Source organism: Eikenella halliae (genome assembly GCF_001648475.1).
Classification (GTDB): Bacteria; Pseudomonadota; Gammaproteobacteria; order Burkholderiales; family Neisseriaceae; genus Eikenella; species Eikenella halliae.
On record NZ_LXSQ01000030.1, the window covers coordinates 19,952 to 41,859 of the forward strand.

The 21,908-nt window shown below is 57.3% G+C and carries 22 protein-coding genes and 1 pseudogene; 9 read left to right on the top strand and 14 right to left on the bottom strand.

The window, feature by feature from the left end; translation table 11 throughout:
* Positions 1–3 precede the first annotated feature (3 nt).
* Complete coding sequence (locus tag A7Q00_RS11750; protein WP_064090719.1) at positions 4–870, top strand: ATP-binding protein; 867 nt, start codon at positions 4–6, stop codon at positions 868–870.
* A 231-nt stretch (positions 871–1,101) separates the two neighbouring features.
* Here the strand turns inward: A7Q00_RS11750 and A7Q00_RS11755 are convergent, their stop codons facing one another.
* The 4 genes from A7Q00_RS11755 to A7Q00_RS11770 form a co-directional block, all read right to left on the bottom strand.
* Positions 1,102–1,878: a ferredoxin--NADP reductase gene (locus A7Q00_RS11755; RefSeq protein WP_064090720.1), complete on the bottom strand. Its 777-nt coding sequence runs from the start codon at positions 1,876–1,878 to the stop codon at positions 1,102–1,104.
* A gap of 2 nt (positions 1,879–1,880) precedes the next feature.
* Positions 1,881–2,723, bottom strand: a complete 843-nt coding sequence (locus A7Q00_RS11760) for a J domain-containing protein (RefSeq protein WP_064090721.1) — start codon at positions 2,721–2,723, stop codon at positions 1,881–1,883.
* Positions 2,724–2,871: 148 nt separating this feature from the next.
* Entirely contained in the window at positions 2,872–3,303 is a 432-nt protein-coding gene (locus A7Q00_RS11765; RefSeq protein ID WP_082887854.1) for a DUF4124 domain-containing protein, read from the bottom strand.
* A gap of 86 nt (positions 3,304–3,389) precedes the next feature.
* A complete protein-coding gene (locus tag A7Q00_RS11770) occupies positions 3,390–4,199 on the bottom strand; it encodes an outer membrane protein assembly factor BamD (RefSeq protein WP_064090723.1) in 810 nt (269 codons plus the stop codon).
* Here A7Q00_RS11770 and rluD point away from each other — a divergent pair.
* From rluD to A7Q00_RS11795, 5 genes are all read left to right on the top strand, one after another.
* A complete protein-coding gene (gene rluD / locus A7Q00_RS11775; protein WP_064090724.1) occupies positions 4,198–5,316 on the top strand; it encodes a 23S rRNA pseudouridine(1911/1915/1917) synthase RluD in 1,119 nt (372 codons plus the stop codon). The genes A7Q00_RS11770 and rluD overlap by 2 nt on opposite strands.
* Positions 5,317–5,575: 259 nt before the next feature.
* On the top strand, positions 5,576–6,562 hold the full coding sequence (gene thiL / locus A7Q00_RS11780) for a thiamine-phosphate kinase (RefSeq protein ID WP_064090725.1): 987 nt from the start codon (positions 5,576–5,578) through the stop codon (positions 6,560–6,562).
* Positions 6,555–7,058, top strand: a complete 504-nt coding sequence (locus tag A7Q00_RS11785; RefSeq protein ID WP_064090726.1) for a phosphatidylglycerophosphatase A family protein — start codon at positions 6,555–6,557, stop codon at positions 7,056–7,058. Before thiL ends, A7Q00_RS11785 begins: the two co-directional genes overlap by 8 nt.
* Before the next feature lie 10 nt (positions 7,059–7,068).
* On the top strand, positions 7,069–7,551 hold the full coding sequence (locus A7Q00_RS11790) for a DUF4279 domain-containing protein (RefSeq protein WP_064090727.1): 483 nt from the start codon (positions 7,069–7,071) through the stop codon (positions 7,549–7,551).
* Between the two features lie 97 nt (positions 7,552–7,648).
* A complete protein-coding gene (locus tag A7Q00_RS11795; protein WP_064090728.1) occupies positions 7,649–8,206 on the top strand; it encodes a Z-ring associated ZapG family protein in 558 nt (185 codons plus the stop codon).
* A gap of 76 nt (positions 8,207–8,282) precedes the next feature.
* Here the strand turns inward: A7Q00_RS11795 and A7Q00_RS11800 are convergent, their stop codons facing one another.
* Positions 8,283–8,924, bottom strand: coding sequence for a tellurite resistance TerB family protein (locus A7Q00_RS11800; RefSeq protein WP_064090729.1), 642 nt, complete (start codon positions 8,922–8,924; stop codon positions 8,283–8,285).
* Between the two features lie 344 nt (positions 8,925–9,268).
* Positions 9,269–11,842, bottom strand: coding sequence for an ATP-dependent chaperone ClpB (clpB, locus tag A7Q00_RS11805; protein WP_064090730.1), 2,574 nt, complete (start codon positions 11,840–11,842; stop codon positions 9,269–9,271).
* A 162-nt stretch (positions 11,843–12,004) separates the two neighbouring features.
* Between clpB and A7Q00_RS11810 the strand changes: the two genes are divergently transcribed.
* The gene (locus tag A7Q00_RS11810; protein WP_064090731.1) at positions 12,005–12,454 is read left to right on the top strand and encodes an acyl-CoA thioesterase; all 450 of its coding nucleotides are present in this window, start codon (positions 12,005–12,007) and stop codon (positions 12,452–12,454) included.
* Positions 12,451–13,359 carry a tyrosine-type recombinase/integrase gene (locus A7Q00_RS11815; protein ID WP_064090732.1) on the top strand — a complete coding sequence of 303 codons (909 nt, stop codon included), beginning with the start codon at positions 12,451–12,453 and terminating at the stop codon, positions 13,357–13,359. Before A7Q00_RS11810 ends, A7Q00_RS11815 begins: the two co-directional genes overlap by 4 nt.
* Positions 13,360–13,592: 233 nt before the next feature.
* On the opposite strand, the gene A7Q00_RS13795 is transcribed toward A7Q00_RS11815, so the two are convergent.
* The 8 genes and pseudogenes from A7Q00_RS13795 to ccoN form a co-directional block, all read right to left on the bottom strand.
* Positions 13,593–13,760, bottom strand: a complete 168-nt coding sequence (locus tag A7Q00_RS13795) for a hypothetical protein (RefSeq protein ID WP_156503824.1) — start codon at positions 13,758–13,760, stop codon at positions 13,593–13,595.
* Positions 13,761–13,847: 87 nt separating this feature from the next.
* Positions 13,848–14,126: a hypothetical protein gene (locus A7Q00_RS11820; RefSeq protein ID WP_064090733.1), complete on the bottom strand. Its 279-nt coding sequence runs from the start codon at positions 14,124–14,126 to the stop codon at positions 13,848–13,850.
* Between the two features lie 57 nt (positions 14,127–14,183).
* On the bottom strand, positions 14,184–15,017 hold the full coding sequence (locus A7Q00_RS11825; RefSeq protein ID WP_064090734.1) for a PHP domain-containing protein: 834 nt from the start codon (positions 15,015–15,017) through the stop codon (positions 14,184–14,186).
* A gap of 73 nt (positions 15,018–15,090) precedes the next feature.
* Positions 15,091–16,383 carry a serine--tRNA ligase gene (gene serS / locus A7Q00_RS11830; protein ID WP_064090735.1) on the bottom strand — a complete coding sequence of 431 codons (1,293 nt, stop codon included), beginning with the start codon at positions 16,381–16,383 and terminating at the stop codon, positions 15,091–15,093.
* 132 nt (positions 16,384–16,515) lie between these two features.
* Positions 16,516–17,511, bottom strand: a pseudogene (gene ccoP / locus A7Q00_RS11835) (cytochrome-c oxidase, cbb3-type subunit III); the annotation flags it as partial.
* Entirely contained in the window at positions 17,508–17,720 is a 213-nt protein-coding gene (locus tag A7Q00_RS11840) for a hypothetical protein (RefSeq protein ID WP_064090737.1), read from the bottom strand. The pseudogene ccoP and the gene A7Q00_RS11840, both read right to left, overlap by 4 nt.
* Positions 17,721–17,734: 14 nt before the next feature.
* The gene (ccoO, locus tag A7Q00_RS11845; RefSeq protein ID WP_064090738.1) at positions 17,735–18,361 is read right to left on the bottom strand and encodes a cytochrome-c oxidase, cbb3-type subunit II; all 627 of its coding nucleotides are present in this window, start codon (positions 18,359–18,361) and stop codon (positions 17,735–17,737) included.
* Between the two features lie 36 nt (positions 18,362–18,397).
* Positions 18,398–19,840: a cytochrome-c oxidase, cbb3-type subunit I gene (ccoN, locus tag A7Q00_RS11850; protein WP_064090739.1), complete on the bottom strand. Its 1,443-nt coding sequence runs from the start codon at positions 19,838–19,840 to the stop codon at positions 18,398–18,400.
* Positions 19,841–20,103: 263 nt separating this feature from the next.
* Here ccoN and A7Q00_RS11855 point away from each other — a divergent pair, with 263 nt between their 5' ends.
* Positions 20,104–21,843 (top strand): M61 family metallopeptidase, encoded by a 1,740-nt coding sequence (locus tag A7Q00_RS11855; protein ID WP_064090740.1) that lies wholly within the window; start codon positions 20,104–20,106, stop codon positions 21,841–21,843.
* Positions 21,844–21,908: the final 65 nt, after the last annotated feature.

Here is a 21,908-nt window from a genome sequence, read left to right on the forward strand (position 1 = left end):
ATCATGAAACTCAAATCCTTCCTCACGCAAGCCGCCTCCGTACTGCGCCGCCTCGACCAACTCCTGCCGCCCGAGCCGTGCGAACCCGATTGGCAGGCCATCGCTTTCCGCTGGCAGAAACACGGCAACGGCGGCCTGCTCACCGCCCTGCCCCGCCCGCATACCTTCCCCCTCGCCCGCCTGTGTGCCGTTAGCCCGCAAACCCAGCGCCTGGTGCGCAACACCGAGCAATTCCTTGCCGGCCGCCCCGCCAACAACGCCCTGCTCACCGGCGCGCGCGGCACGGGCAAATCCTCGCTCATCAAAGCCCTGCTGCACGAATACGCCGAGCGCGGCCTGCGCCTGATTGAAGTAGACAAACACGACCTTGCCGGCCTGCCCGCCCTGCTCGAATTGCTCGCCCCGCGCAGCGAAAAATTCATTGTTTTCTGCGACGACCTCTCCTTTGAAGATGGCGAAGACAGCTACAAAGCCCTCAAAACCGCGCTGGACGGCGGCCTCTCCCGCCGCGCCGACAATGTGTTGGTGTACGCCACCTCCAACCGCCGCCACCTCATGCCCGAGCACATGGCCGACAACCTCGCCCGCACCGGCGAGCGCGGCGAAGTACACCCGCAGGAAGCCGTGGAAGAAAAAGTCTCCCTTTCCGACCGCTTCGGCCTTTGGCTCAGCTTCTACCCCTTCAGCCAAGAAGACTACCTCGCCGCCGCCGAAAGCTGGCTGGCCGATGCCGGCCTGCCGCTGGACGACACCGCCCGCCGCGCCGCCCTCCAATGGTCGCAAATGCGCGGCAGCCGCTCCGGCCGTACTGCCTACCAGTTCGCCTGTGATTGGGCCGGCCGCCTGCCGCACGAGCGGGAAGTGGACTAGCCGTTTGAAATATAGTGGATTAACAAAAATCAGGACAAGGCGGCGAGCCGCAGACAGTATGAGCAACACGGCAAGGCGAGCCAACGCTGTAGCATTCTTATTTTAATTCACTATAATTCGCTATAAGTACAAATTAAAGGCTACCTGAAACCCCGGTTTGGGTTTTCAGGTAGCCTTTTCCAATACCGCCATCGGCACACCGCTGCCGATGGCGGCGGAAGCCGACACGTCTTAAAACCCGTTTTCCATCATGATGTGGCCGGGGATGCGGTTGCGGTGCATGGCAAAGCCGAGCTTGAGCAGGGCTTGGAAGGTGTCTTTCACCATGGCGGGGTTGCCGCACAGCATGAAGCGGCTGCGCCCGGTGCTGAACGGCAGGCCGAAGGCCTGGCTGAGGCTGCCGTTTTCCAACAGCTGTGGCAAGCGTTGGTTGAGGCTGCCGGGCTGCTGCTCGCGGGTGAGCACGGGAACGAAGCGCAGTTTGCCGTAATACTCGCCCACTAATGGGTGTTCGGCCAAATCGCGGATACGCTGGTTGAACACGGCTTCGTTGGCATGGGAAACGGAATGCGCCAGGGCGAGATGGTCGAAACGCTGCCAAATCTGCGGCTGCTGCAAAATGGAAAGGAAGGGGGCGATGCCGGAGCCGGTGCTGAGCATGATGAGGTCGCTGCCGTCGGGGAAGCGTTCGGGCAGCAGGAAGCCGGTGGCGGTTTTGTCGAGCAGGATGGTGCTGCCGGCTTCCATCTGTTCGAACCGGGCCGACATGGGGCCGCCTTCGATGAGCACGGCGAAGTATTCGAGGGTGTCGTCGTATTCGGCGGAAACCACGGAATAGGCGCGCCAGATGAAGCCGCTGCCTTCGGGGAAGCCGAGGCGGGAAAATTGGCCGGCGGCAAAACGGTATTCTTCGGGGCGGCTGATGGCGAAACTCATCAGCTTGGGTGTGTGGCGCTTTACCCAAAGTACGGTTTCTTCTGTGTATTTGGCGGCAGGAGAGGCACTCATGATTATCCTTGCTGTGTGGGCGGGAGGGTGATGCTGGCATCGGGGTATACCGGAGCATCATTTTGTTTTTCTATTTGCCAAACATCGGTTTGGGTGTGGCGGCCGCTGTCTAAATCGAGATAGAGCAGGCGGTATTGGCCGGCGCCGAGTTCGTAGAGGGTGAAGAATCCCTTCTCGGGCATGTAGAAAGTGCGAATGTTTTGCCAGCTGCCGTCTTGCTGCATTTGCAGCTCCACCATGCGGTCGGCGCCGTGGTTGGCGATGCTGGCGATAGACATGCCGTTTTGCGCGGCCACGGGGTAGCCGGCGATATAATCAGAAAAATACGGCCAGATGTTGCCGTTGGGGGCTTTGGCCGGGCGTTGGTAGGCGCTGCCCTGGGCGGCCAGCTGCCTCACGGCGGAAGGTGTCTCTTGCGGCGCAGCCGGGGTTTTATCCAGCCACCACCAAAGCTGCAACACCAGCAGCCCGAGCAACAGGCCGGTGCCGAACACCAGCCAAAATGCTTTGTTGGCACGCAGCCGCTGCCACTGTGCTTTCAGCTTCTCTCCCCAAGGCATCAGCTTGGCTTGCTGCCGTGCGGCGGCCTGCTGCAGCAAGGGGTTGGTGGCTTTGGCTTGGCGCTGGGCGGCAATCCAGGCATCGTGCCGTTTGCGCTGTTCGGGGTCGGACAACACGGCGTAGGCCTTGTTTACCATCTGCATGATGCGCAGGGCTTCGGGGTTGTCGGGATTGAAATCGGGATGATAGCGTTTCGACAGGCGGAGGTAGGCCTCGCGTATCTCCTTATCCGAAGCGGTTTCGGACACGCGCAGGTTGCGGTAGTGCGTGGGGATGGCGGGCATAAGGGCTACCTGAAAGCGTAAGCGGCAACGAAATTAAATCGGGTGGGATGTCAAACGGGAATTTGGGTTGATGCGTTTTTCAGGTAGCCTGTGTCACACCAAAGGCTACCTGAAAACATGACTGCAAGAAATTAAAGCACAACCGGATTTATTTATTCAGGCTGTTCACTTCCTGCCGGGCTTTGTTCACTTCCTCTTCCAGCTTGCCGATGCGCTCCAGATAACGGGCGTAGTTGCGCTCGTTGCCGTAGCGCACTTTGCGGCCTTCTTCCAGATTGCGTTCGGCCTGGCGCAGGCGTTCGTTGGCAGCCTGGCGCTGGCTTTCGTTAACGGCAGGTTGGGCAGCGGGGGTGGCAGGCTCTGGCGTAGCGGGGCTGTTGTAGCTCGGATAGCTGGGCGCAGTGCTCACGGGAGCAGGATAGGTGGTTACGCGGCCGAGGTTAGCGGCGTGGCAGTTGGGGCCGGGGGTGGCGGTGTAGGTGCGGCGGCCTTGGCGGTCGGTGCACTCGTAGGTGGTGGCGCTGGCTACGGCGCAGAAGCCCAGCAGGCAGGCAGAGAAGAGGGGGGATAATTTTTTCATGTTCATATCCTTAATTTTGAAGTAAGACGTTCCGGCTGATAAAGGCTACCTGAAAAACCGCTTTCAGGTAGCCTCCAAGTTCTATACTACTTCCAATAGCGCCACCACGGAATATCGTTTGGCTGCCATTCTTTCTGCAGATAAGGGCTTTGCGGGAAGTTCTGCGCTAGCACGCGGCGGGTGTCGCTGCTCAACTCCGGTTTTTCCAAACGGGCGTAGGCGGTCATCATAATCGCCAGCGCCTCTTCCACATAGCGCGTATTCTGATAACGGCTCACAATCCCCTGCGCGCGGTTGGCGGCGGCCAAGTAGGCGCCGCGCTGCATGTAGTAGCGGGCGATGGCCATTTCGTTGCCGCCCAGCGCATCCACCAGGCGCGTCATTTTCTCGCGTGCGTCGTTGGCGTATTTGCTATCGGGGAAGCGGGTGATGAGCTCGTTAAACACCTGATAGGCTTCGCGGTTTGCTTTCGGGTCGCGGTCGGACCAATCCTGCGAAGCCAGCTTATTGAAGATGGATTTATCTTGATTGAGCACAATCAAGCCCTTCAGATACAGCGCATAATCGGTGTTCGGATGGTTGGGATACAGCTTCAAAAACTGCTCCACATGCGCCAGCGCCTGCGGCTGCTGCTCGTCTTTATAATACACATAAGCCGTATCCAGCCGCGATTGCACCGCTTGGCGGGTGTTGGGGAAACGCGCCCGCAGAATTTCATATAAACGCACCGAACGGCTATAATTGCGGCTCTCCATTTCCTCGTGCGCTTCGGCATACAGCTTATCTACCGACCAATCCTGCGTAACCTGGGCATCTTGGCTCACAGCGGTGGTTGAAGTGCTGGAGCAGGCCGACAGCATCACTGCCAGGCCGGTAACTAAAAGAATCTTTTTCATGCAGAACATTTCTTCCTATACCAACAATGACGCCGATTATAACGATGATTTCGACTTTTCGGCAGGGGCAGACGCGGAAAATTGTATAAATTTAACCGTGCCCACCGATTTGGCCGGCCAAAGACTCGATGCCGCACTGGCCAAACTGCTGCCCGATTATTCCCGCAGCCGCCTGAGCACTTGGATTAAAGACGGCAACGTGTTGCTCAACAGCCAGGTTGCCCGCCCCAAAGAGCGGCTTATCGGCGGCGAAACCTTGGAAGTGCACATCCAGCACAGCCACGAAACCGCCGCCTTCACGCCCGAGCCCATACCGCTGGATATTGTATTTGAAGACGACAGCGTGATTGTGTTGAACAAACCCGCCGGCCTCGTCGTCCACCCTGCCGCCGGCAACTGGAGCGGCACCCTGCTCAACGGCCTACTCGCCCACTGCCCGGCACTGGCCGAACTCCCCCGCGCCGGCATCGTGCACCGCCTCGACAAAGACACCAGCGGCCTGATGGTGGTGGCCAAAACCCCGGCCGCACAAAACAGCCTCGTGCAGCAGCTGCAAGAGCGCAGCGTGAAGCGCATCTACCGTGCCGTGGCCGACGGCATCGTGCCGTTCGACGGCAAAATCGACACCCTCATCGGCCGCGACCCGCACAATCGCCTCAAAATGGCCGTGGTCGGCTTTGGCGGCAAAAAAGCCGTGACCCACATCAAAGTGCTCGAACGCTACCAAAGCCACAGCTACATCGAATGCGCCCTCGAAACCGGCCGCACCCACCAAATCCGCGTGCACATGCGCGAAGCCAAACACCCGCTTGCCGCCGACCCCGTGTATGGCAACCCGCGCCACCCCTGCTCCGATGCGGTGAAAGAAGCCGTACACCAGCTTGCCCGCCAAGCCCTGCACGCCTACCGGCTCAGCTTCGTCCACCCCGAAAGCGGCGAAACCGTACAATTCGAAGCCCCGCTGCCGGAAGATATCCACCACCTACTCTCCGTATTGCGCTGGGAGTGCGGCATGGATTCCGCCCTCAGCCACACCTTGCCCCCCGCCGAGCTCGATGACGAAGACGATTGGGATGACGACGATTACGACGTAGAAACCATCTACGTGCGCGATTAAAAGCTACCTGAAAGCGTCTGCTTCAATGAAGTTAAAACGAAGTTTCCGAAGGAAGCTGAGTTTCTACGAAGCTAAAGTGATGTCTTAGTGCAGCCAAGACTGAGTTTCTGCGAAGCTAAAACGCGACTTCAGCAACACAAAAACGTAAACCCAAGGCTACCTGAAAATTCTAGCTTCACAGCAACTCGCTTCAATCGCTTTAACTTCATTGAAGCCGACGCTTTCAGGTAGCCTCCACCCTACAACCAAACACCCCGCCATGCCCCACTCCACCGCAAAGCCCCTCGGCGAATTCGACTTCATCCGCCGCTACCTCGCTGCCGAACAGCCGGCCGACCCCGATCTCCTGCTTGGCATCGGCGACGATGCCGCCATCGTCCGCCCGCGCCCCGGCCACGATTTATGCTTCAGCAGCGATATGCTGTTGGCCGGCCGCCACTTCTTCCCCGATGTTGCCCCTGCCGACCTCGCGCACAAAATCCTGGCCGTAAACATTTCCGATATGGCCGCCATGGGCGCGCGGCCACGCTGGGTGATGCTCAGTGCCGCCCTGCCCGAGCTCAATCCCGGCTGGCTGGAAGCATTTTCAGGTAGCCTGTTCGACATGCTGCGCCGATACGGCATCACCCTCATCGGCGGCGACACCACCAAAGGCGATCTCGTTTTCAATGTAGCCATCACCGGCGAACTGCCTGCCGGCCTTGGCCTGCGCCGCAGCGGCGCGCAAAATGGCGACGATATTTGGGTGTCCGGCCAAATCGGCCTGGCCGCCGCTGCCCTGCACCATATCTGGCAGAACATCAAGCTACCTGAAAACCTGTTTGCCGAATGCGAAACCGCCCGCCTGCGCCCCACTCCGCGCGTCCCCCTCGGCCAAGCCCTGCTGCCCGTTGCCACGGCGGCGCAGGATATTTCCGACGGCCTGGCCCAAGACCTCGGCCACATCCTGCGCGCTTCCAACGTGGGCGCGGAGCTATACGCCGACCTGGTGCCCACCGCGCCCGGCCTGCGCCAATGCCTGCCCGGGCAAACCGTATACGAGCTCACCCTCACCGGCGGAGACGACTACGAATTATTGTTCACCGCCCCGCCGCAAGCGCGCCAAGCCGTGCTCGCTGCGGCCGAAAGCAGCCGCACGCCCGTCACCCGCATCGGTTGCATCAACGACACAGGCCACCTGAAACTACTGCGTACCAACGGCAGCGAACTGCATCTTTCCCATTTAGGATTCGACCACTTTGGCTAAACAGAAACCCGCCTTCCGCCCCACTTTCGCCTGGCTACTGCGCCGCCCTGCCTGTTTCCTCGGCTTCGGCTTCGGCAGCGGCCTCGCCCCGGTTGCTCCCGGCACTTTCGGCACCCTGCCCGCCCTGCCCATCGCCGCCGCGCTGATGGCGCTGGGTATCGACGGCTGGCTGCTCGCCCTGCTGTGCCTGCCCTTGTTTGCCGTCGGCATCTGGATTTGCAACCAAACCGAAGCCGCCCTCGGTGTGCACGACTACGGCGGCATCGTGTGGGACGAAATCGTGGCCATGCTACTGGTGCTCGCCTTCACCCCGAATTCTTGGCCGTGGTGGCTGGCTGCCTTCGCCGCCTTCCGCTTCTTCGATGCGGTAAAACCGCCGCCCATCCGCTGGTTCGACCGCCAAGTGGGCGGCGGCTTCGGTGTGATGTTGGACGACATCATCGCCGCGCTGATGAGCCTGCTCCTTATCCGCCTCGCCGTCTATTTAATCCAATGAAAATAAGCTGATGGATACGCCCAACCTCAACGAATGCTATCTCTACTTCGCCCTCACCGGCCACGGTTTCGACCCCGATGCCATCAGCGCCGCCCTCAATCTTGCCCCCACCCGCGCGGTGTATGAGGGCAACAGCATAGGCATGGGCGGCAGGATATTAGGCCATTCAAGCTGGCAATACGGCACACCCGTGCTACGCGGCGGCGACGTGTTCCGATTGGACGAAATCGCCGACGAACTCATCACCCCCTTGCTGCCGGTGCAAGACAAAATTGCCGAGTTAGCCAAAGCCCACCGGCTCGAAGCCTACTTGATGGTTGTGCTCACCGTGAGCACCGACGAGCGCGACTCCACCCCGGCCATCGGCTTTTCGCCCCGGGTAATCAGCTTCTGCCACGCCGTGGGCGCCCGCATCGAATTCGATATCTACCAAGGCCTGCCCGAAGAAGAAACCGGCCACAGCGCAGATAATCCGCAGCGAGTGCTGCATTAACGCAGCAAAATTTTCAGGTAGCCTTTACACAAGGCAACAAACCGCCTAAATTGCTATACAATAGCAATACCGCCCGTCCACCACAAAGGAAAATCCCATGAACAACCTGCCCCTCATTACCCAATTTATCCTCACCGGCCTCGGCGGCTTCCTCATCGGTATGCTCATCACCCTGCTGTTCAAACGTGGCAACAGTAAGCAGCAAGCCGAGCTGGAAGAAGCTAAAAAAGCCCTGCAAGACTACCGCGAAGCCGTAAACCACCACTTCATCGACACCGCCGAAGCGGTGGACGAACTCACCCGCAGCTACCAAAACGTATTCGCCCAGCTGAGCCGTGGTGCTGAAGAGTTGATGACGCCCGAAGCCTACCGCAGCCAGCTCGAACAGCGCAGCGGCCAAAGCGTTACCCTCTCCTACCTGGCCGAGCAAGCCCCTGAAACCCATGCCGACAACGCCGAGCAACGCGTACAACTCGTGCCGCACGACGCGCCCGTACCCCTGCAAAACGACTTAGACGAAGCCGACGCCGCTGCCGACGCCACCGTGTTCAATCTTGCCGACACCACCGAACCTGCCCAGGCCGCCGAGTCGGCTACTCCAACCCCGGCAGATGAAGCCGCCGAACCCGCCAAAGAAACCCCGCCTACGGTGTGATGCTTTGTCCAGAACGAATGAAAGGCTACCTGAAAATGTTCAGGTAGCCTTTTGCTTACGCCAAACGGCTGGCGTTTTATTGCGCCAACGCCAACTGCCGTTCCAACTGCTCCACCAAGCCGTCATCCAGCCCCAAAGCCTGCGACAGCCGGGATAAGAAGGCAATCTCACCGCGCACTAAACCGCCGCAAACCGCGCGGGCAGCTAAATAGGCTTCGGCAGCCAGCGCCTGATCGCCACCCACCGCCTCGGCCAGCTCGTTAATAGAAGCCGGATGGGCATATTCGTTGGCCAACCACTGCCGCACTTCGGCATCAGAGCCGCCCTCTTGGGCAATCAGCTGCTTTTCCGTTTCATCAATCAAGCCGTCTGAAGCGGCGGCGGCAATCATGGTGCGCAAGATCACGCGGCTGCGCTCTTCAGCCAACTGCCCCTGCGCGGCAAAAGCCGCTTCGGGCAAAGCGGCCACCGTGCTCGTGCTGTTTTGCCGGCCTCCCTGCCAATTTTGGTAGGCCTGATAGGCCATCATCCCCAAAGCAGCGGCCGAGCCGGCCTTCAGCAATGATTTCGTGCCGCCTTTTTTCAGCAGCATCGCAGCTAGCCCGCCGATTAACGCCCCGCCACCGAATGAGTTGAGCGGATTGTTATCAGACATCACTTTGTTGCCGCTTTGCTGCACGGCACCCAATACTTGGTTGAGCAGATTATTGAAATTCATAGCACTTCCTTTTTGCGTGGGGTTTATAGTGAATTAACAAAAATCAGGACAAGGCGACGAGCCGCAGACAGTACAAATAGTACGGCAAGGCGAGGCAACGCTGTACTGGTTTTGTTAATTCACTATAGTTTATATAGTGGATTAAATTTAAATCAGGACAAGGCGGTGAGCCGCAGACAGTACAAATAGTACGGCAAGGCGAGACAACGCTGTACTGGTTTAAATTTAATTCACTATAGTTTCCGTATCGCCTATTTGCTGCAATGTGCAAAGAAGGCTACCTGAAAACATCGGTTTAATCATTTTCAGGTAGCCTTTCCGTTTCAACTATTCAAGCCCTCAAATCAGGCAAAAACCAACTTGCCGCCTTCTTCTTTCACATGAATCGTGCTTTCGGGCGCATATTTGCCTTCGAGCAACGCCATGGCCAGCGGGTTTTCGATTTCCGACTGGATGGCGCGTTTGAGCGGACGTGCGCCGTACACGGGGTCGAAACCGGCTTTGGCAATCAAATCCAAGGCGGCATCGTCCACTTTCAGGTGCAGGTGCTGCGCTTCCAAACGTTTTTCCAAGCCTTTGAGCTGGATTTTGGCGATGTTGCGGATATTCTCCTGATCCAGTCCGTGGAACACGACCACTTCGTCGATACGGTTGATCATTTCTGGGCGGAAGTAGGCTTTGACTTCTTCCATCACAGCTTCTTTCACAGCATCGTAATCCTGCGTACCCATTTGTTGGATGTGCTGGCTGCCGATGTTGGAAGTCATGACGATGACGGTGTTTTTGAAGTCCACGGTGCGGCCTTGTCCGTCGGTCAGGCGACCGTCATCCAATACTTGCAACAGGATGTTGAACACGTCGGGATGGGCTTTTTCCACTTCGTCCAAAAGAATCACGCTGTACGGTTTGCGGCGGACTTGTTCGGTCAGGTAGCCGCCCTCTTCGTAGCCGACATAGCCCGGAGGCGCGCCGATTAAGCGGGCAACGGCATGTTTTTCCATGTATTCGGACATGTCGATGCGGATGAGGTGGTCTTCGCTGTCGAACAGGAAGCCTGCCAAGGCTTTGCACAACTCGGTTTTACCTACGCCGGTCGGGCCTAGGAACAGGAAGCTGCCGTAAGGTTTGTTCGGATCGGCAAGACCGGAGCGGCTGCGGCGGATGGCGTCGGACACGGCGCGCACGGCTTCGTCTTGACCGACCACGCGGCGGTGCAATACTTCTTCCATTTTCAGCAACTTATCGCGTTCGCCTTCCATCATTTTGGACACAGGGATGCCAGTCATGCGCGATACGATTTCGGCCACTTCGTCCGCACCGACTTCGGTGCGGAAGAGTTTGTTTTGTTTTTTGCCATCAGGATTGCTTTCCGCAGCTTGCAACTGTGCGCCCAATTTCGGTAACTCGCCGTATTCGAGTTCAGACGCGCGGGCAAAGTCGCCTTGGCGTTTGGCCTGCTCGATTTTAACTTTGATATCGTCCATCTGTTTCTTGATGTCGGCAGTGCTGGAAGACGCGGCTTTTTCGGCTTTCCAGATTTCGTCCAAATCGGCGTATTCTTTTTGCAGGCCGTCGATTTCTTCGTCTATCAGTTCCAAACGTTTTTTGCTGGCGTCATCGCTCTCTTTGGCAACGTGCATTTTTTCCATTTTGAGCTGAATGATGCGGCGGTCGAGTTTGTCCATCTGCTCGGGTTTGCTGTCCAACTCCATTTTGATGCGGCTGGCGGCTTCGTCAATCAAATCAATCGCTTTGTCGGGCAGGAAGCGGTCGGTGATGTAGCGGTCGCTCAACTCTGCGGCGGCAACGATGGCGGGGTCGGTAATGTCGATGCCGTGGTGGATTTCATAGCGCTCCTGCAAACCGCGCAGGATGGCGATGGTGTCTTCCACGCTGGGTTCGCCGACCAATACTTTTTGGAAGCGGCGTTCGAGTGCCGCGTCTTTTTCGATGTATTGGCGGTATTCGTCCAAGGTGGTCGCGCCGATGCAGTGCAGTTCGCCGCGCGCCAAAGCCGGTTTCAACATATTACCCGCATCCATCGCGCCGTCGGTTTTGCCCGCGCCGACCAAAGTATGGATTTCATCAATGAAAATCAGAGTGTTGCCGTCGTCTTTCGCCAAGTCGTTCAACACGCCTTTCAAGCGTTCCTCAAATTCGCCGCGGTATTTCGCGCCGGCAATCAATGCCGCCAAATCCAAAACCAGCAGGCGTTTGTTGCGCAGGGATTCGGGCACTTCGCCGTTGACGATGCGTTGCGCCAAGCCTTCGACGATGGCGGTTTTACCCACGCCCGGTTCACCAATCAGCACAGGGTTGTTTTTGGTGCGGCGTTGCAGCACCTGAATTGCACGGCGGATTTCGTCGTCGCGGCCGATAACAGGGTCGAGTTTGCCGTCGCGGGCGCGCTGGGTCAGGTCGAGCGTGTATTTTTTCAGCGCATCGCGTTGGTCTTCGGCATTGGCATCGTTCACGTTTTGTCCTCCTCGTACCGCGTCAATCGCGGCATTGATGTTTTGTTCGGTCGCGCCGGCTTCTTTCAGGATTTTGCCGGTCGCATCGTTCTGCTGCACCAAGGCAAGCAGGAAAAGTTCGCTGGCGATATAGGCATCGCCGCGTTTGGTTGCCGCTTTGTCCATCAGGTTCAACACCGCCTGCAATTCGCGGCTGGGCAGAATATCGCCGCCCTGACCGGACACTTTCGGCAGGCTGTTCAAATGCTGCTGCAAACGCTGTTTCACCTGCGGCACGTTCACGCCCGCATGAGCCAAGAGCGCGGCGGCTCCGCTGTTTTGGTCGTCAAGCAGGGCTTTCAACACGAAGCCTGCTTCCAGATAGCTGCTGTCCGCAGCCAACGCCAAACTCTGAGCTTCTGCAAGGGCTTGTTGGAATTTGGCGGTTAATTTGTCATATCGCATAATTTTTTCCTTTACATATTATTTTCTTGCCACGCATATGGGTTTAGAGCAGATTTTGTCAAGACCTTTGCAAAACAATTTTATGAAATGTTGTTGCAATACGTTCAATCATCAGGCAACAAATGCTAAGATAGCCCCGTTTTTAATCAGCAGGCTCCCAATATGCCCGCCGCCCAACGCATCCAAATCAACCTGCCCGAGCACTTCTGTTTTTCAACCCGCATCACGGTAGAAGTCGGTCATCTCAATTATGGCAACCACCTCGCCAACGATGCCGTTTTGCGTATCGCCCACGAAGCCCGTCTGCGCTTTCTTGCTGCACACGGCTGCACCGAAATCGACGCCTTTGGCGCTGGCCTGATTATGGCTGATGCTGCCGTGCAATATCGCACCCAAGCCTTTCATGGCGAGGAGCTGTTGGTTCAGGTAGCCTTAGGCGAAATTGGCAAGGCCGGCTTCCCGTTTTTCGCCAAACTCACCCGCCTCTCCGACCAGGCCGAAATCGCCCGTGTGCAATGCGGCATGGTGTTTTTCAACTACGCCACCCAGCGTATCGAACGCACCCCCGACGCCTTCCGCACCCATTTTGCCCGCCACGGAGCAGCGCAATGAGCATCGGTTGGACAGCACAAATCGAAGCCTGGCTGCATAGCCTGCAACAACAAAACCACTCCCCCCACACCCTGGCCGCCTACCGCCGTGACCTTACCTGGCTGGCCGATTTTCAGCCGCAAAGCAAACTTGCCCGCCCCTTATTCACCGCTGCCCTGCGCCGGCTCGGCCAACAAAACCAACACCCCCGCAGCATCGCCCGCCGCCTCAGCGCCTGGCGGCAGTTTTGCCGCTGGCTGGTGCAAACAGGCTACCTGAAAGCCGACCCCACCCACGGCCTAAAAGCCCCTAAAGCTCCCGAACGCCTGCCTAAAGCCGTGCCCGCCGAGCCGCTCAACCAACTGCTCGACCAAGCCCCGGAAAACCCGCTCGACAGCCGCGACCTCGCCATCTTCGAACTGCTCTACGGCAGCGGCCTGCGCCTAGCCGAAGTCTGCGCCCTCGATTTGGCCGACCTCAACCTGCAAAGCGGCTGGGTGGCCGTAACCGGCAAAGGCCGCAAACAACGCCATCTCCCCCTTACCGCCCAAAGCATCCGCGCCCTCGAAGGCTACCTGAAAACCCGCGCCGCCGCGCCCGGCGAAACCGCCCTCTTTACCGGCCGCACCGGCCGCCGCCTCGGCGCGCGCCAAATCCAGAAACGCCTGCAGCAATTCGCCGCCCACCATGGCAGCCGACATCTCAGCCCCCATATGCTGCGCCACAGCTACGCCAGCCATCTGCTGCAAAACGCCCGCGACATCCGCGCTGTGCAAGAGCTGCTCGGCCACAGCCAACTTGCCACTACCCAGCACTACACCAAGCTAGATTTCGACCACCTCGCCCGCGTATACGACGACGCCCACCCTCGCGCCAAACGACGGCAAAGCAAAGCTGAAACAGCGCAAGACCAAGGTGAAGAATAACAAATATAGCCACCCGAATTGGCTGCTGATACAAGGCGGTTAGACTCAGGTATAGTGAATTAACAAAAACCAATACAGCGTTGGCTCGCCTTGCCGTACTATCTGTACTGTCTGCGGCTCGTCGCCTTGTCCTGATTTAGATTTAATTCACTATATAACAAAAGGCTACCTGAAAATTTCAGGTAGCCTTTCCTACAGTTTAACCAATGGCAAAACCGCATTCCGCCAAGCAATCAGCCCAGCGTTCTGTGCTGATCGATTTCCTGCTTTTTGCGCTCCAGGATGCGCTCGATTTCTTCTTCGCGGCGTTGACGCTCGATTTCCTGTTCGATACGGCGGTTACGGAAAAAGAAAAAGGCCACCACACCGGCCAAAATCAGGGCTAGTAACACTAAAAACATATTCACCATTCCTCTAAGGTTCTCAAATATCAGGCAGGCATTTCTGCACACTCAAAAATACCACCTGACGCTTTTCGGCAGTTTGCCTTATTTGGCTTTTTTTGCCTTTTTGCTATCGTCGCCGCCTTGCAGGCGATCGGCAATAAAACCTTGGATCAATTCGCGCTTTTCCCAGAAAAAGGTTTGCATTTTGCCCAAGGAATAAATCCTGCGCACCATGCCGGGCAAGCCGGCGTGCACGATGGCGGCAATTTCGTTGTTGCTGGCTTCTTCGGCCATAGCCTGCCCCAGCGTAAGCTTCTTCTCAGTGAGGTAGTCTTGCAGCTGCTTTCTCACATAGTTATTGATTTCAAACTGTTTTATCATGGTTCATTTCCTTAATATCCTTTTCCCGTGCACAGGCATCGGTGCGTGAATGAAGTACTACAAGCAAAATTCTTGCCAAACCGGCCGGCAGCGTTCGGGCAATGGCGGGCAGGCGCCGAGGCGGCCGCTGCCGAAATCGCCTATGCGGTGGAAATCGCTGCCGGCGCTGGCGAGGAAGCCGTATTGTTCGGCGAGGCGGGCGTAGTTGAGGCGGTCGTTCAAATCTGTGGTGCTGCTGTGCACCTCAATGGCCTGGCCGCCCAGTGCTTTGAATTCGGTGAACAAATTCCGCTGCGCGGTGGCGGATAGGCCGTAGCGGATGGGGTGGGCAACCACGGCGATGCCGCCCGCGCCCAAAATGGCAGCTACGGCCTCTTCGAGCGGTGCCCATTCGTGTTTTACGCAGGCGGGCTTGCCGTCGCCCAAATATTTTTTAAAAGCCTGCTGCTTATTGCGCACATGGCCTTGTTCTATCAGCCATTGTGCCAGATGGGTGCGGCTGGCCATTTCGCGGTTGGGCACCAGCGCGAGCGCGCCCTCGCAGGCACCGGCAAGGCCTTTCTTCTCAAGCTTTTCCGCCATGCGCAAAAAACGCTCCAGCCGCCCGCGCCGCAGCCTGGCCAGCAGGTTTTGCAGTACGGTATCGGTGTCGTCGAAATTGAGGCCGACGATATGGATGGTGCGTTTGCGCCAGCTCACGGAGACTTCTACGCCATTTATCAGCCGGATGCCCAAGGATTGCGCTTCCTGCCGCGCTTCGGCCAAACCGCCGGTGTGGTCGTGGTCGGTGAGCGCGAGCAGGGTGCAACCATTGGCGTGCGCCAGTTTCACTACTTCCCGTGGCGGCAGGGCGCCGTCTGAAATATTGGAATGGCAGTGTAAATCTATCATTTAATCAGCTAATTGGTATGAAATGAAGGCTACCTGAAAACCTGTTCCGGTTTTCAGGTAGCCTTTTTTGCTTTTATGGGACGAGCTTGTCCACGCCGCCCAAATAGGGCCGCAAAGCGGCGGGAATGCTGATGCTGCCGTCGGCATTCTGGTGGTTTTCCAGCACCGCCACCAAAGTACGGCCTACTGCCAAGCCGGAGCCGTTCAGGGTGTGCACCAGGCGGTTTTTGCCGCTTTCATCCTTGAAGCGGGCTTTCATGCGGCGGGCTTGGAAATCTTCGCAGTTGGAGCAGCTGGAGATTTCTCGGTAGGTGTTTTGCGCGGGCACCCACACTTCCAAATCGTAGGTTTTGGCGGCGCCGAAGCCCATGTCGCCGGTACACAGGGTGATGACGCGGTAGGGCAGTTCGAGCAGTTGCAAAATACGCTCGGCATGGCCGACCATTTCTTCCAGCGCGGCATAGGAGGTATCGGGGTGGACGATTTGTACCATTTCCACTTTGTCGAACTGGTGCTGGCGAATCAGGCCGCGCGTGTCTTTGCCGTGCGAACCGGCTTCGCTGCGGAAACAGGGCGAATGGGCGGTGAGCTTGATGGGCAAGGTATCGGCCGGCAGGATGCGCTCGCGCACGGTGTTGGTGAGGGTAACTTCGGCGGTGGGAATCAGGTATTGCGTGGTTTTGCTCTCGTCGCCGCCACGGATAACATGGAACAGGTCTTCACCGAATTTGGGCAGCTGGCCGGTGCCGATGAGGGTGCTGTCGCTGACGATATAAGGGGTGTAGCACTCGGTGTAGCCGTGCTGGCGGGTGTGGGTGTCGAGCATGAATTGCGCCAAGGCGCGGTGCAGGCGGGCGGCTTGGCCTTTCATCAGGCTGAAGCGCGCACCGGACAAGGCGGCGGCGGTTTCAAAATCAAGCCCGAGCTTTTCGCCCAAGTCCACATGGTCTTTGATTTCGAAATCGAATTGGCGCGGCGTACCCACACGGCGCACTTCCACGTTTTCGGTTTCATCTTTACCCACCGGCACGCTCTCGTGTGGCAGATTTGGAATGCCGAGCAGCAAGGCATCGATTTGCATCTGTACGGCCTGATAATCGGCATCGGCCTGTTCCAAATCCGTTTTGATTTGCGCTACTTCGGCCATGGCGGCTTCGGCTTCGGCATGTTTGCCCTGCCCTTTGAGCGCGCCGATTTGTTTGGACACGCTGTTGCGCCGTGATTGCAGCTCTTCGGTACGCATTTGCAGTGCCTTACGCTGCGCTTCCAGTGCGTCGAAGGCGGCAGGGTCAAAAACAAAACCGCGCTGCGCCAGCTTGGCGGCTACGGCGGTGGCATCGGTACGGAGAAGTTGGATATCTAGCATGGTTTGCGTCCTGTAAAGAAAAGTCAGCTATATTGTAAACGCGGCGTATGGGAAAGGCTACCTGAAATTCTAAAGGCTACCTGAAAACTTTTTCAGGTAGCCTTTTGGCCGATTACCTATCTATTTGCCTGTAGGCTGTGATGCGGCGGCTGAAGCGGCTGAGGCCGCCGCCGGGGCGGAGGCAGGCGCGGATGCTGCGGGTTTGGCTGCGCCGTTCGGATGGGATTTGCCCCACACGTAAGCGGTTAGGATATGGATTTTGTTGTCGTCCAGGAAGCCTTCCCAGGCCGGCATTTGGCTGTGGCGGCCGTTGGTGATGGTTTCCACGATGGCCCTTTCGCTGCCGCCCCACAACCAGACTTTGTCGGTCAGGTTCGGGCCTGCGCCCTGTACGCCCTGGCCTTTGTCGCCGTGGCAGACGAAGCAGTTGGTGGGCGGGCCGTGGAAGATGGCGTCGCCGCGTTTGGCACGTTCTTCATCGTGCGGCGCACCGGAGAGGGAGAGTACGTAGTTGGCGGCATTTTTCACGCCTTCCTCACCCAAGGCCGGCCCCCACGGCGCCATGATGCCGATGCGGCCTTTGGCGATGGTTTGCTTGATTTGCTCGGGCGAACCACCCCACAGCCAGTCGTCGTCGGTGAGGTTGGGGAAGCCGGTTTGGCCTTTGGCATCCGAGCCGTGGCATTGGATGCAGTAGGTGTCGAACAGGTTTTTGCCGAAACGCTGAGCCTGCGGGTCTGCCGCGACTTGTTCCACCGGCATATTGGCAAATTTGCCGTATACGGGCGCAAACTGGGCGTTGGCATCTTGCATTTCTTTTTCATATTGGTTGGTGCTGGTCCAACCTACTGCACCTTTGTAGTCGCCCAAGCCGGGATAGATATACAGATAGCCGATACAGAACAGCCAAATCAGGATATAGAGGTAAAACCACCAGCGCGGCAGGGGGTTGTTGTATTCCTCGATGCCGTCCCAGTTGTGGCCTGTGGTTTTCACATCTTCGCCCTTGGGCGGCATTTTCACTTTGTTTTGCGATAAAACCAGCCACAGCAGCCCGATAAAGCTGAGTACGACGATGCCGGCGATATAGTAGTTCCAAAAATTGCTGGTAAAGTGGGATGTATTCATTCTTGTGCTCCGTTGTCTGACTGACGGGAGGTTTCAATTCGGCTGCCGGCCTCTTCTGATGGCACATTGTCATCATCGTTCACAATCCGCCACCCTTCATCTTGATAGTGTTCTTTGCCTTTGCGGCTAAATACAACCCATACGATGCCAAAAAACACTATGCCAACGAGGAAGGGCGAAATCTGAGACCAAATGATGGGCGCGCTCATAAGACAGCCTGATATTATTGTTGTTTTTGGATATTGTTGTTTTTCAGTGCCAAACCCAAGCCTTGCAGATAGGCGATAACCGCATCCATTTCGGATTTGCCTTCCACCTGTGCCGGAGCAGCGGCGATTTCTTCGTCGCTGTAGGGCACACCTACTTTGCGCAGGGCACGCATATGGCTGGCTACGGTTTCGCCGTCCACACGGTTGCGCGCCAACCACGGGAAGGCGGGCATATTGGAATCCAGCTGAACGGAGCGCGGATCCATCAAGTGGCGGCGGTGCCATTCGTCGGAATAGCGGCCGCCTACGCGCGCCAAATCAGGGCCGGTACGTTTGGAACCCCACTGAAACGGGTGGTCATATACCGATTCGCCGGCCACGGAATAATGGCCGTAACGCTCGGTTTCAGCACGGAAGGGGCGAATCATTTGGGAGTGGCAGTTGTAGCAGCCTTCGCGAATATAAACGTCGCGGCCTGCCACCTGAAGCGCAGTGTAGGGCTTCACGCCCGGGATGGGCTGGGTTACGGCCGGGCTGAAAAACAGCGGCACCACCTCGACAATCAACCCGACACTAATCAGCAGAAAGGTAAAAACAATCAGGTAGCCTACTTTTTCTTCGGCAAGTTTTTGCAGTTGCATTTTGGTAGCCTGTTCTTTTTCTGTGGTTTCGTTGCTTTAATGCTGTTGATGCTGTGTGAGCGCGGGAATGACGGCATCTACCAGTTTACCCGCCACTGCGGTACGGTAAACGTTATAAGCCATCAGTATCATGCCAGACAGATACAGCAAGCCGCCGGATAAGCGAATCAGATAAAAACGCATGCTTTCGCGAACTGTGGTAACGAAATCAGGATTGGTAAGCGTACCGTCTTCATTCAGCGCACCCCACATCAAACCCTGCATCACGCCGGCAATCCACATGGAGGCGATATACAGCACAATACCTACGGTGCCAATCCAGAAATGCGCTTCCACCAGTTTGGTGCTGTACATTTCCTTCTGGCCGAACAGGCGCGGAATCAGGTAGTAAATCGAGCCCATGGTAACGAAGCCCACCCAGCCCAAAGCACCGGCATGCACATGGCCGACCGTCCAATCGGTATAGTGGCTCAAGGCATTTACGGTTTTAATCGACATCATCGGGCCTTCGAAGGTAGACATACCATAGAAGGAGAGGGAAACCACGAGGAATTTCAAAATCGGATCAGTGCGCAGTTTGTCCCACGCGCCGGAAAGAGTCATGATGCCGTTGATCATGCCGCCCCAAGAAGGTACGAACAAAATCAGCGAAAGCACCATACCCAAAGACTGCGTCCAATCCGGCAGGGCGGTGTAGTGCAGGTGATGAGGGCCTGCCCACATATAGGTGAAAATTAGCGCCCAAAAGTGCACCACGGAGAGGCGGTAGGAGTACACAGGACGACCTGCCTGCTTGGGCACGAAGTAGTACATCATGCCGAGGAAGCCTGCGGTAAGGAAGAAACCCACGGCGTTGTGCCCGTACCACCATTGCACCATGGCATCGATTGCGCCGCCGTAGATAGGATAGGAAGTCATGTCGAACAAACCGGCGGGAACAGCCAGATTGTTGACTACATGCAACAGCGCCACAGCCAGAATAAAGCCGCCGTAGAACCAGTTGGCCACATAAATATGCTGCACTTTGCGCTTGGCGATGGTGCCGAAAAACACAATGGCGTAAGCCACCCAAACTAGAGTAATCAGAATATCGATCGGCCAGGCCAATTCGGCATATTCTTTGCCTTGCGTATAGCCCATTAACAGAGTAACCGCCGCCAGTACAATCACCAGCTGCCAGCCCCAAAAGGTAAAGGCCGGCAACCAACCACCATAAAGACGGGCATTACAAGTGCGCTGCACCACATAATAAGATGTGGCGATTAGGCCGCAGCCGCCGAATGCGAAAATAATGGCATTGGTGTGTAGCGGGCGGATACGGCCGAAGTGAAACCACGGCCCCACTTCAGACAAATTCAGCTGCGGGAAATAGAGCTGCGCCGCAGCAATTACGCCGACCAGCATCCCAACCACACCCCAAACCACCGTCATCACGGCAAACTGCCGCACTACCTTGTAGTTATAGGTTTGTGTTTCCATGAAAAACCTCCATTAAAGATGGCTGTATTCTTTTTCAACACCGGTTCAGCCAAACCCATGCAGCTGGCACATCCGATTTTCTTATATTTATCTAGAAAGAAACCACCGCGAGCCACAACAGCAATAGACTGCGCGCAGTTTAAGCGGTATATTTTAAAGCAAAATACACACAATAACCACAAAAACAAACATATCTTTTCATCTGCCGCAAAATAGGCTACCTGAAAAAGCCATATCCCTTTCAATCGAAACAAAATAAACAGATGCCTCACTACACCATTACCTCCCTGCCCGAACAACATCTCTTCCGCGTTGGCCTGCGCTTCAGCCACCACGGCAACCAACCTGTCCGCCTCAGCCTGCCCAACTGGGTGCCCGGCAGCTATATGATCCGCGAGTTTGCCCGGCACATCATCCGCATCGAAGCCAGCTGCAACGGCCAAGCCGCCGGTTTGCAAGCCGTGAGCAAAAACATCTGGCAGGCCGAAGAAAACACACCCGGCGACTGGCTCATCGAATACGACGTTTATGCCTTCGACCTTTCCGTGCGCGGCTGCTATTTAGACAGCGAACGCGCCTTCTTCGACGGCGCCGCCCTGTTTTTTCAGGTAGCCTCACACAGCGAAGAGCCGCACCAAGTCGAACTCCGTTTCCCCGTCCAATGGCAAACCGCCACCGCCCTGCCCAAACTGGATAAGCACCTCTACCAGGCAGACAACTACCGCCACCTCATCGACTGCCCGCTGGAAGCCGGCATCCTTGAAATTCTCGAATTCTCCGCCGAAGGCATTCCGCACCGCATCGTCCTCAGCGGCCACTATCCCGGGTTCGACCGCCAACGCCTGCTGGCCGACACCCAAGCCGTCTGTACCGCCCAACTCCAATTCTTCCCCAGCCCCGCCCCCTTTGCGCACTACACCTTCCTGCTGCACCTGGGCGACCACGTCTACGGCGGCCTCGAGCACACATCATCCACCGCCCTGCTCGCCGACCGCAGCTGGCTACCTGAAAACAACCTTGCCGAAACCTCCGACAACTACACCCAGCTGCTCGGCCTGATTTCCCACGAATACTTCCACGCCTGGAACGTCAAATCCATCAAACCCGCCGCCCTCGCCCAATCCGACCTCAACCAAGAGGCCTACACCGAGCTTTTATGGGCATTCGAAGGCATCACCTCCTATTACGACGACCTATTCCTCGTACGCAACGGCCGCATCAGCCCTACCGCCTATCTCGAAATATTGGCCAAAACCATCACCCGAGTGCACCGCAACCCCGGCCATCGCCGGCAAACCCTAGCCCAATCCAGCTTCCACGCCTGGGACAAATACTACAAACAAAACGAAAATAGCCCCAACGCCATCACCAGCTACTACCAGCAAGGCGCCCTCGCCGCCCTCTGCCTCGACCTATACATCCGCCAACAAAGCCGGCACAGCCTCGACAGCATCATGCAAGCCCTCTATCAAGACTGGCTGACCAGAAAACAACCGCTGCATGAAACCGAATGGGAAGCGCTTGCCCAAGCCATCACCGGCCTCGACTTGCGCAGCCTGTTCAACCAACTCATCCGCAGCACCCGGCCACTGCCGCTCGAAACCGCCCTTGCCCACGCCGGCCTCCGCCTGCACTGGCTGCCCCTGCCGCCCTCGCACAACGGCGGCTGCGGCCCGTTGCCGGCTGTTCCGCCCGCCAACGACTTCGGCGCCCGCTTCCAGCAAAACGGCAGCGACATCACCCTCAGCCACGTACTCAACGGCGGCAGCGCCGAACAAGCCGGCCTCGCCCCCGGCGACCTCATCGTCGCCATCAACGGCTATGCCGCCAACAACTTCGCCACCCAATGGCAGCAACAAAAAACCGGCAGCCAAACCGAGCTGCACTACTTCCGGCACGGCGTATTGCACCACACTAACGCCACCGTACAGCCCGCCGAAGCCAATACCGCCTGGCTGACCATCGAAAATCCGGCTGCATTACAAGCCTGGCTGAAAATATAGAACATAGCCATTTTTCAGGTAGCCTGTGTGCTATAGAAGCTCACAACGCAACCCACCGTGGATAG

Excerpts from the sequence above, each read along its gene's own strand:
- A7Q00_RS11770 (WP_064090723.1), bottom strand. The coding sequence starts at position 4,199 with ATGAAAAAGATTCTTTTAGTTACCGGCCTGGCAGTGATGCTGTCGGCC.
- ccoO (WP_064090738.1), bottom strand. The coding sequence starts at position 18,361 with ATGCAACTGCAAAAACTTGCCGAAGAAAAAGTAGGCTACCTGATTGTT.
- A7Q00_RS11760 (WP_064090721.1), bottom strand. The coding sequence starts at position 2,723 with ATGCCCGCCATCCCCACGCACTACCGCAACCTGCGCGTGTCCGAAACC.
- A7Q00_RS11755 (WP_064090720.1), bottom strand. The coding sequence starts at position 1,878 with ATGAGTGCCTCTCCTGCCGCCAAATACACAGAAGAAACCGTACTTTGG.
- serS (WP_064090735.1), bottom strand. The coding sequence starts at position 16,383 with ATGCTAGATATCCAACTTCTCCGTACCGATGCCACCGCCGTAGCCGCC.
- A7Q00_RS11765 (WP_082887854.1), bottom strand. The coding sequence starts at position 3,303 with ATGAAAAAATTATCCCCCCTCTTCTCTGCCTGCCTGCTGGGCTTCTGC.
- A7Q00_RS11750 (WP_064090719.1), top strand. The coding sequence starts at position 4 with ATGAAACTCAAATCCTTCCTCACGCAAGCCGCCTCCGTACTGCGCCGC.
- ccoN (WP_064090739.1), bottom strand. The coding sequence starts at position 19,840 with ATGGAAACACAAACCTATAACTACAAGGTAGTGCGGCAGTTTGCCGTG.
- A7Q00_RS11815 (WP_064090732.1), top strand. The coding sequence starts at position 12,451 with ATGAGCATCGGTTGGACAGCACAAATCGAAGCCTGGCTGCATAGCCTG.
- A7Q00_RS11795 (WP_064090728.1), top strand. The coding sequence starts at position 7,649 with ATGAACAACCTGCCCCTCATTACCCAATTTATCCTCACCGGCCTCGGC.
- A7Q00_RS11825 (WP_064090734.1), bottom strand. The coding sequence starts at position 15,017 with ATGATAGATTTACACTGCCATTCCAATATTTCAGACGGCGCCCTGCCG.
- A7Q00_RS11855 (WP_064090740.1), top strand. The coding sequence starts at position 20,104 with ATGCCTCACTACACCATTACCTCCCTGCCCGAACAACATCTCTTCCGC.
- clpB (WP_064090730.1), bottom strand. The coding sequence starts at position 11,842 with ATGCGATATGACAAATTAACCGCCAAATTCCAACAAGCCCTTGCAGAA.
- rluD (WP_064090724.1), top strand. The coding sequence starts at position 4,198 with ATGCAGAACATTTCTTCCTATACCAACAATGACGCCGATTATAACGAT.
- A7Q00_RS11810 (WP_064090731.1), top strand. The coding sequence starts at position 12,005 with ATGCCCGCCGCCCAACGCATCCAAATCAACCTGCCCGAGCACTTCTGT.
- A7Q00_RS11800 (WP_064090729.1), bottom strand. The coding sequence starts at position 8,924 with ATGAATTTCAATAATCTGCTCAACCAAGTATTGGGTGCCGTGCAGCAA.
- A7Q00_RS11840 (WP_064090737.1), bottom strand. The coding sequence starts at position 17,720 with ATGAGCGCGCCCATCATTTGGTCTCAGATTTCGCCCTTCCTCGTTGGC.
- A7Q00_RS11790 (WP_064090727.1), top strand. The coding sequence starts at position 7,069 with ATGGATACGCCCAACCTCAACGAATGCTATCTCTACTTCGCCCTCACC.
- thiL (WP_064090725.1), top strand. The coding sequence starts at position 5,576 with ATGCCCCACTCCACCGCAAAGCCCCTCGGCGAATTCGACTTCATCCGC.
- A7Q00_RS13795 (WP_156503824.1), bottom strand. The coding sequence starts at position 13,760 with ATGTTTTTAGTGTTACTAGCCCTGATTTTGGCCGGTGTGGTGGCCTTT.
- A7Q00_RS11820 (WP_064090733.1), bottom strand. The coding sequence starts at position 14,126 with ATGATAAAACAGTTTGAAATCAATAACTATGTGAGAAAGCAGCTGCAA.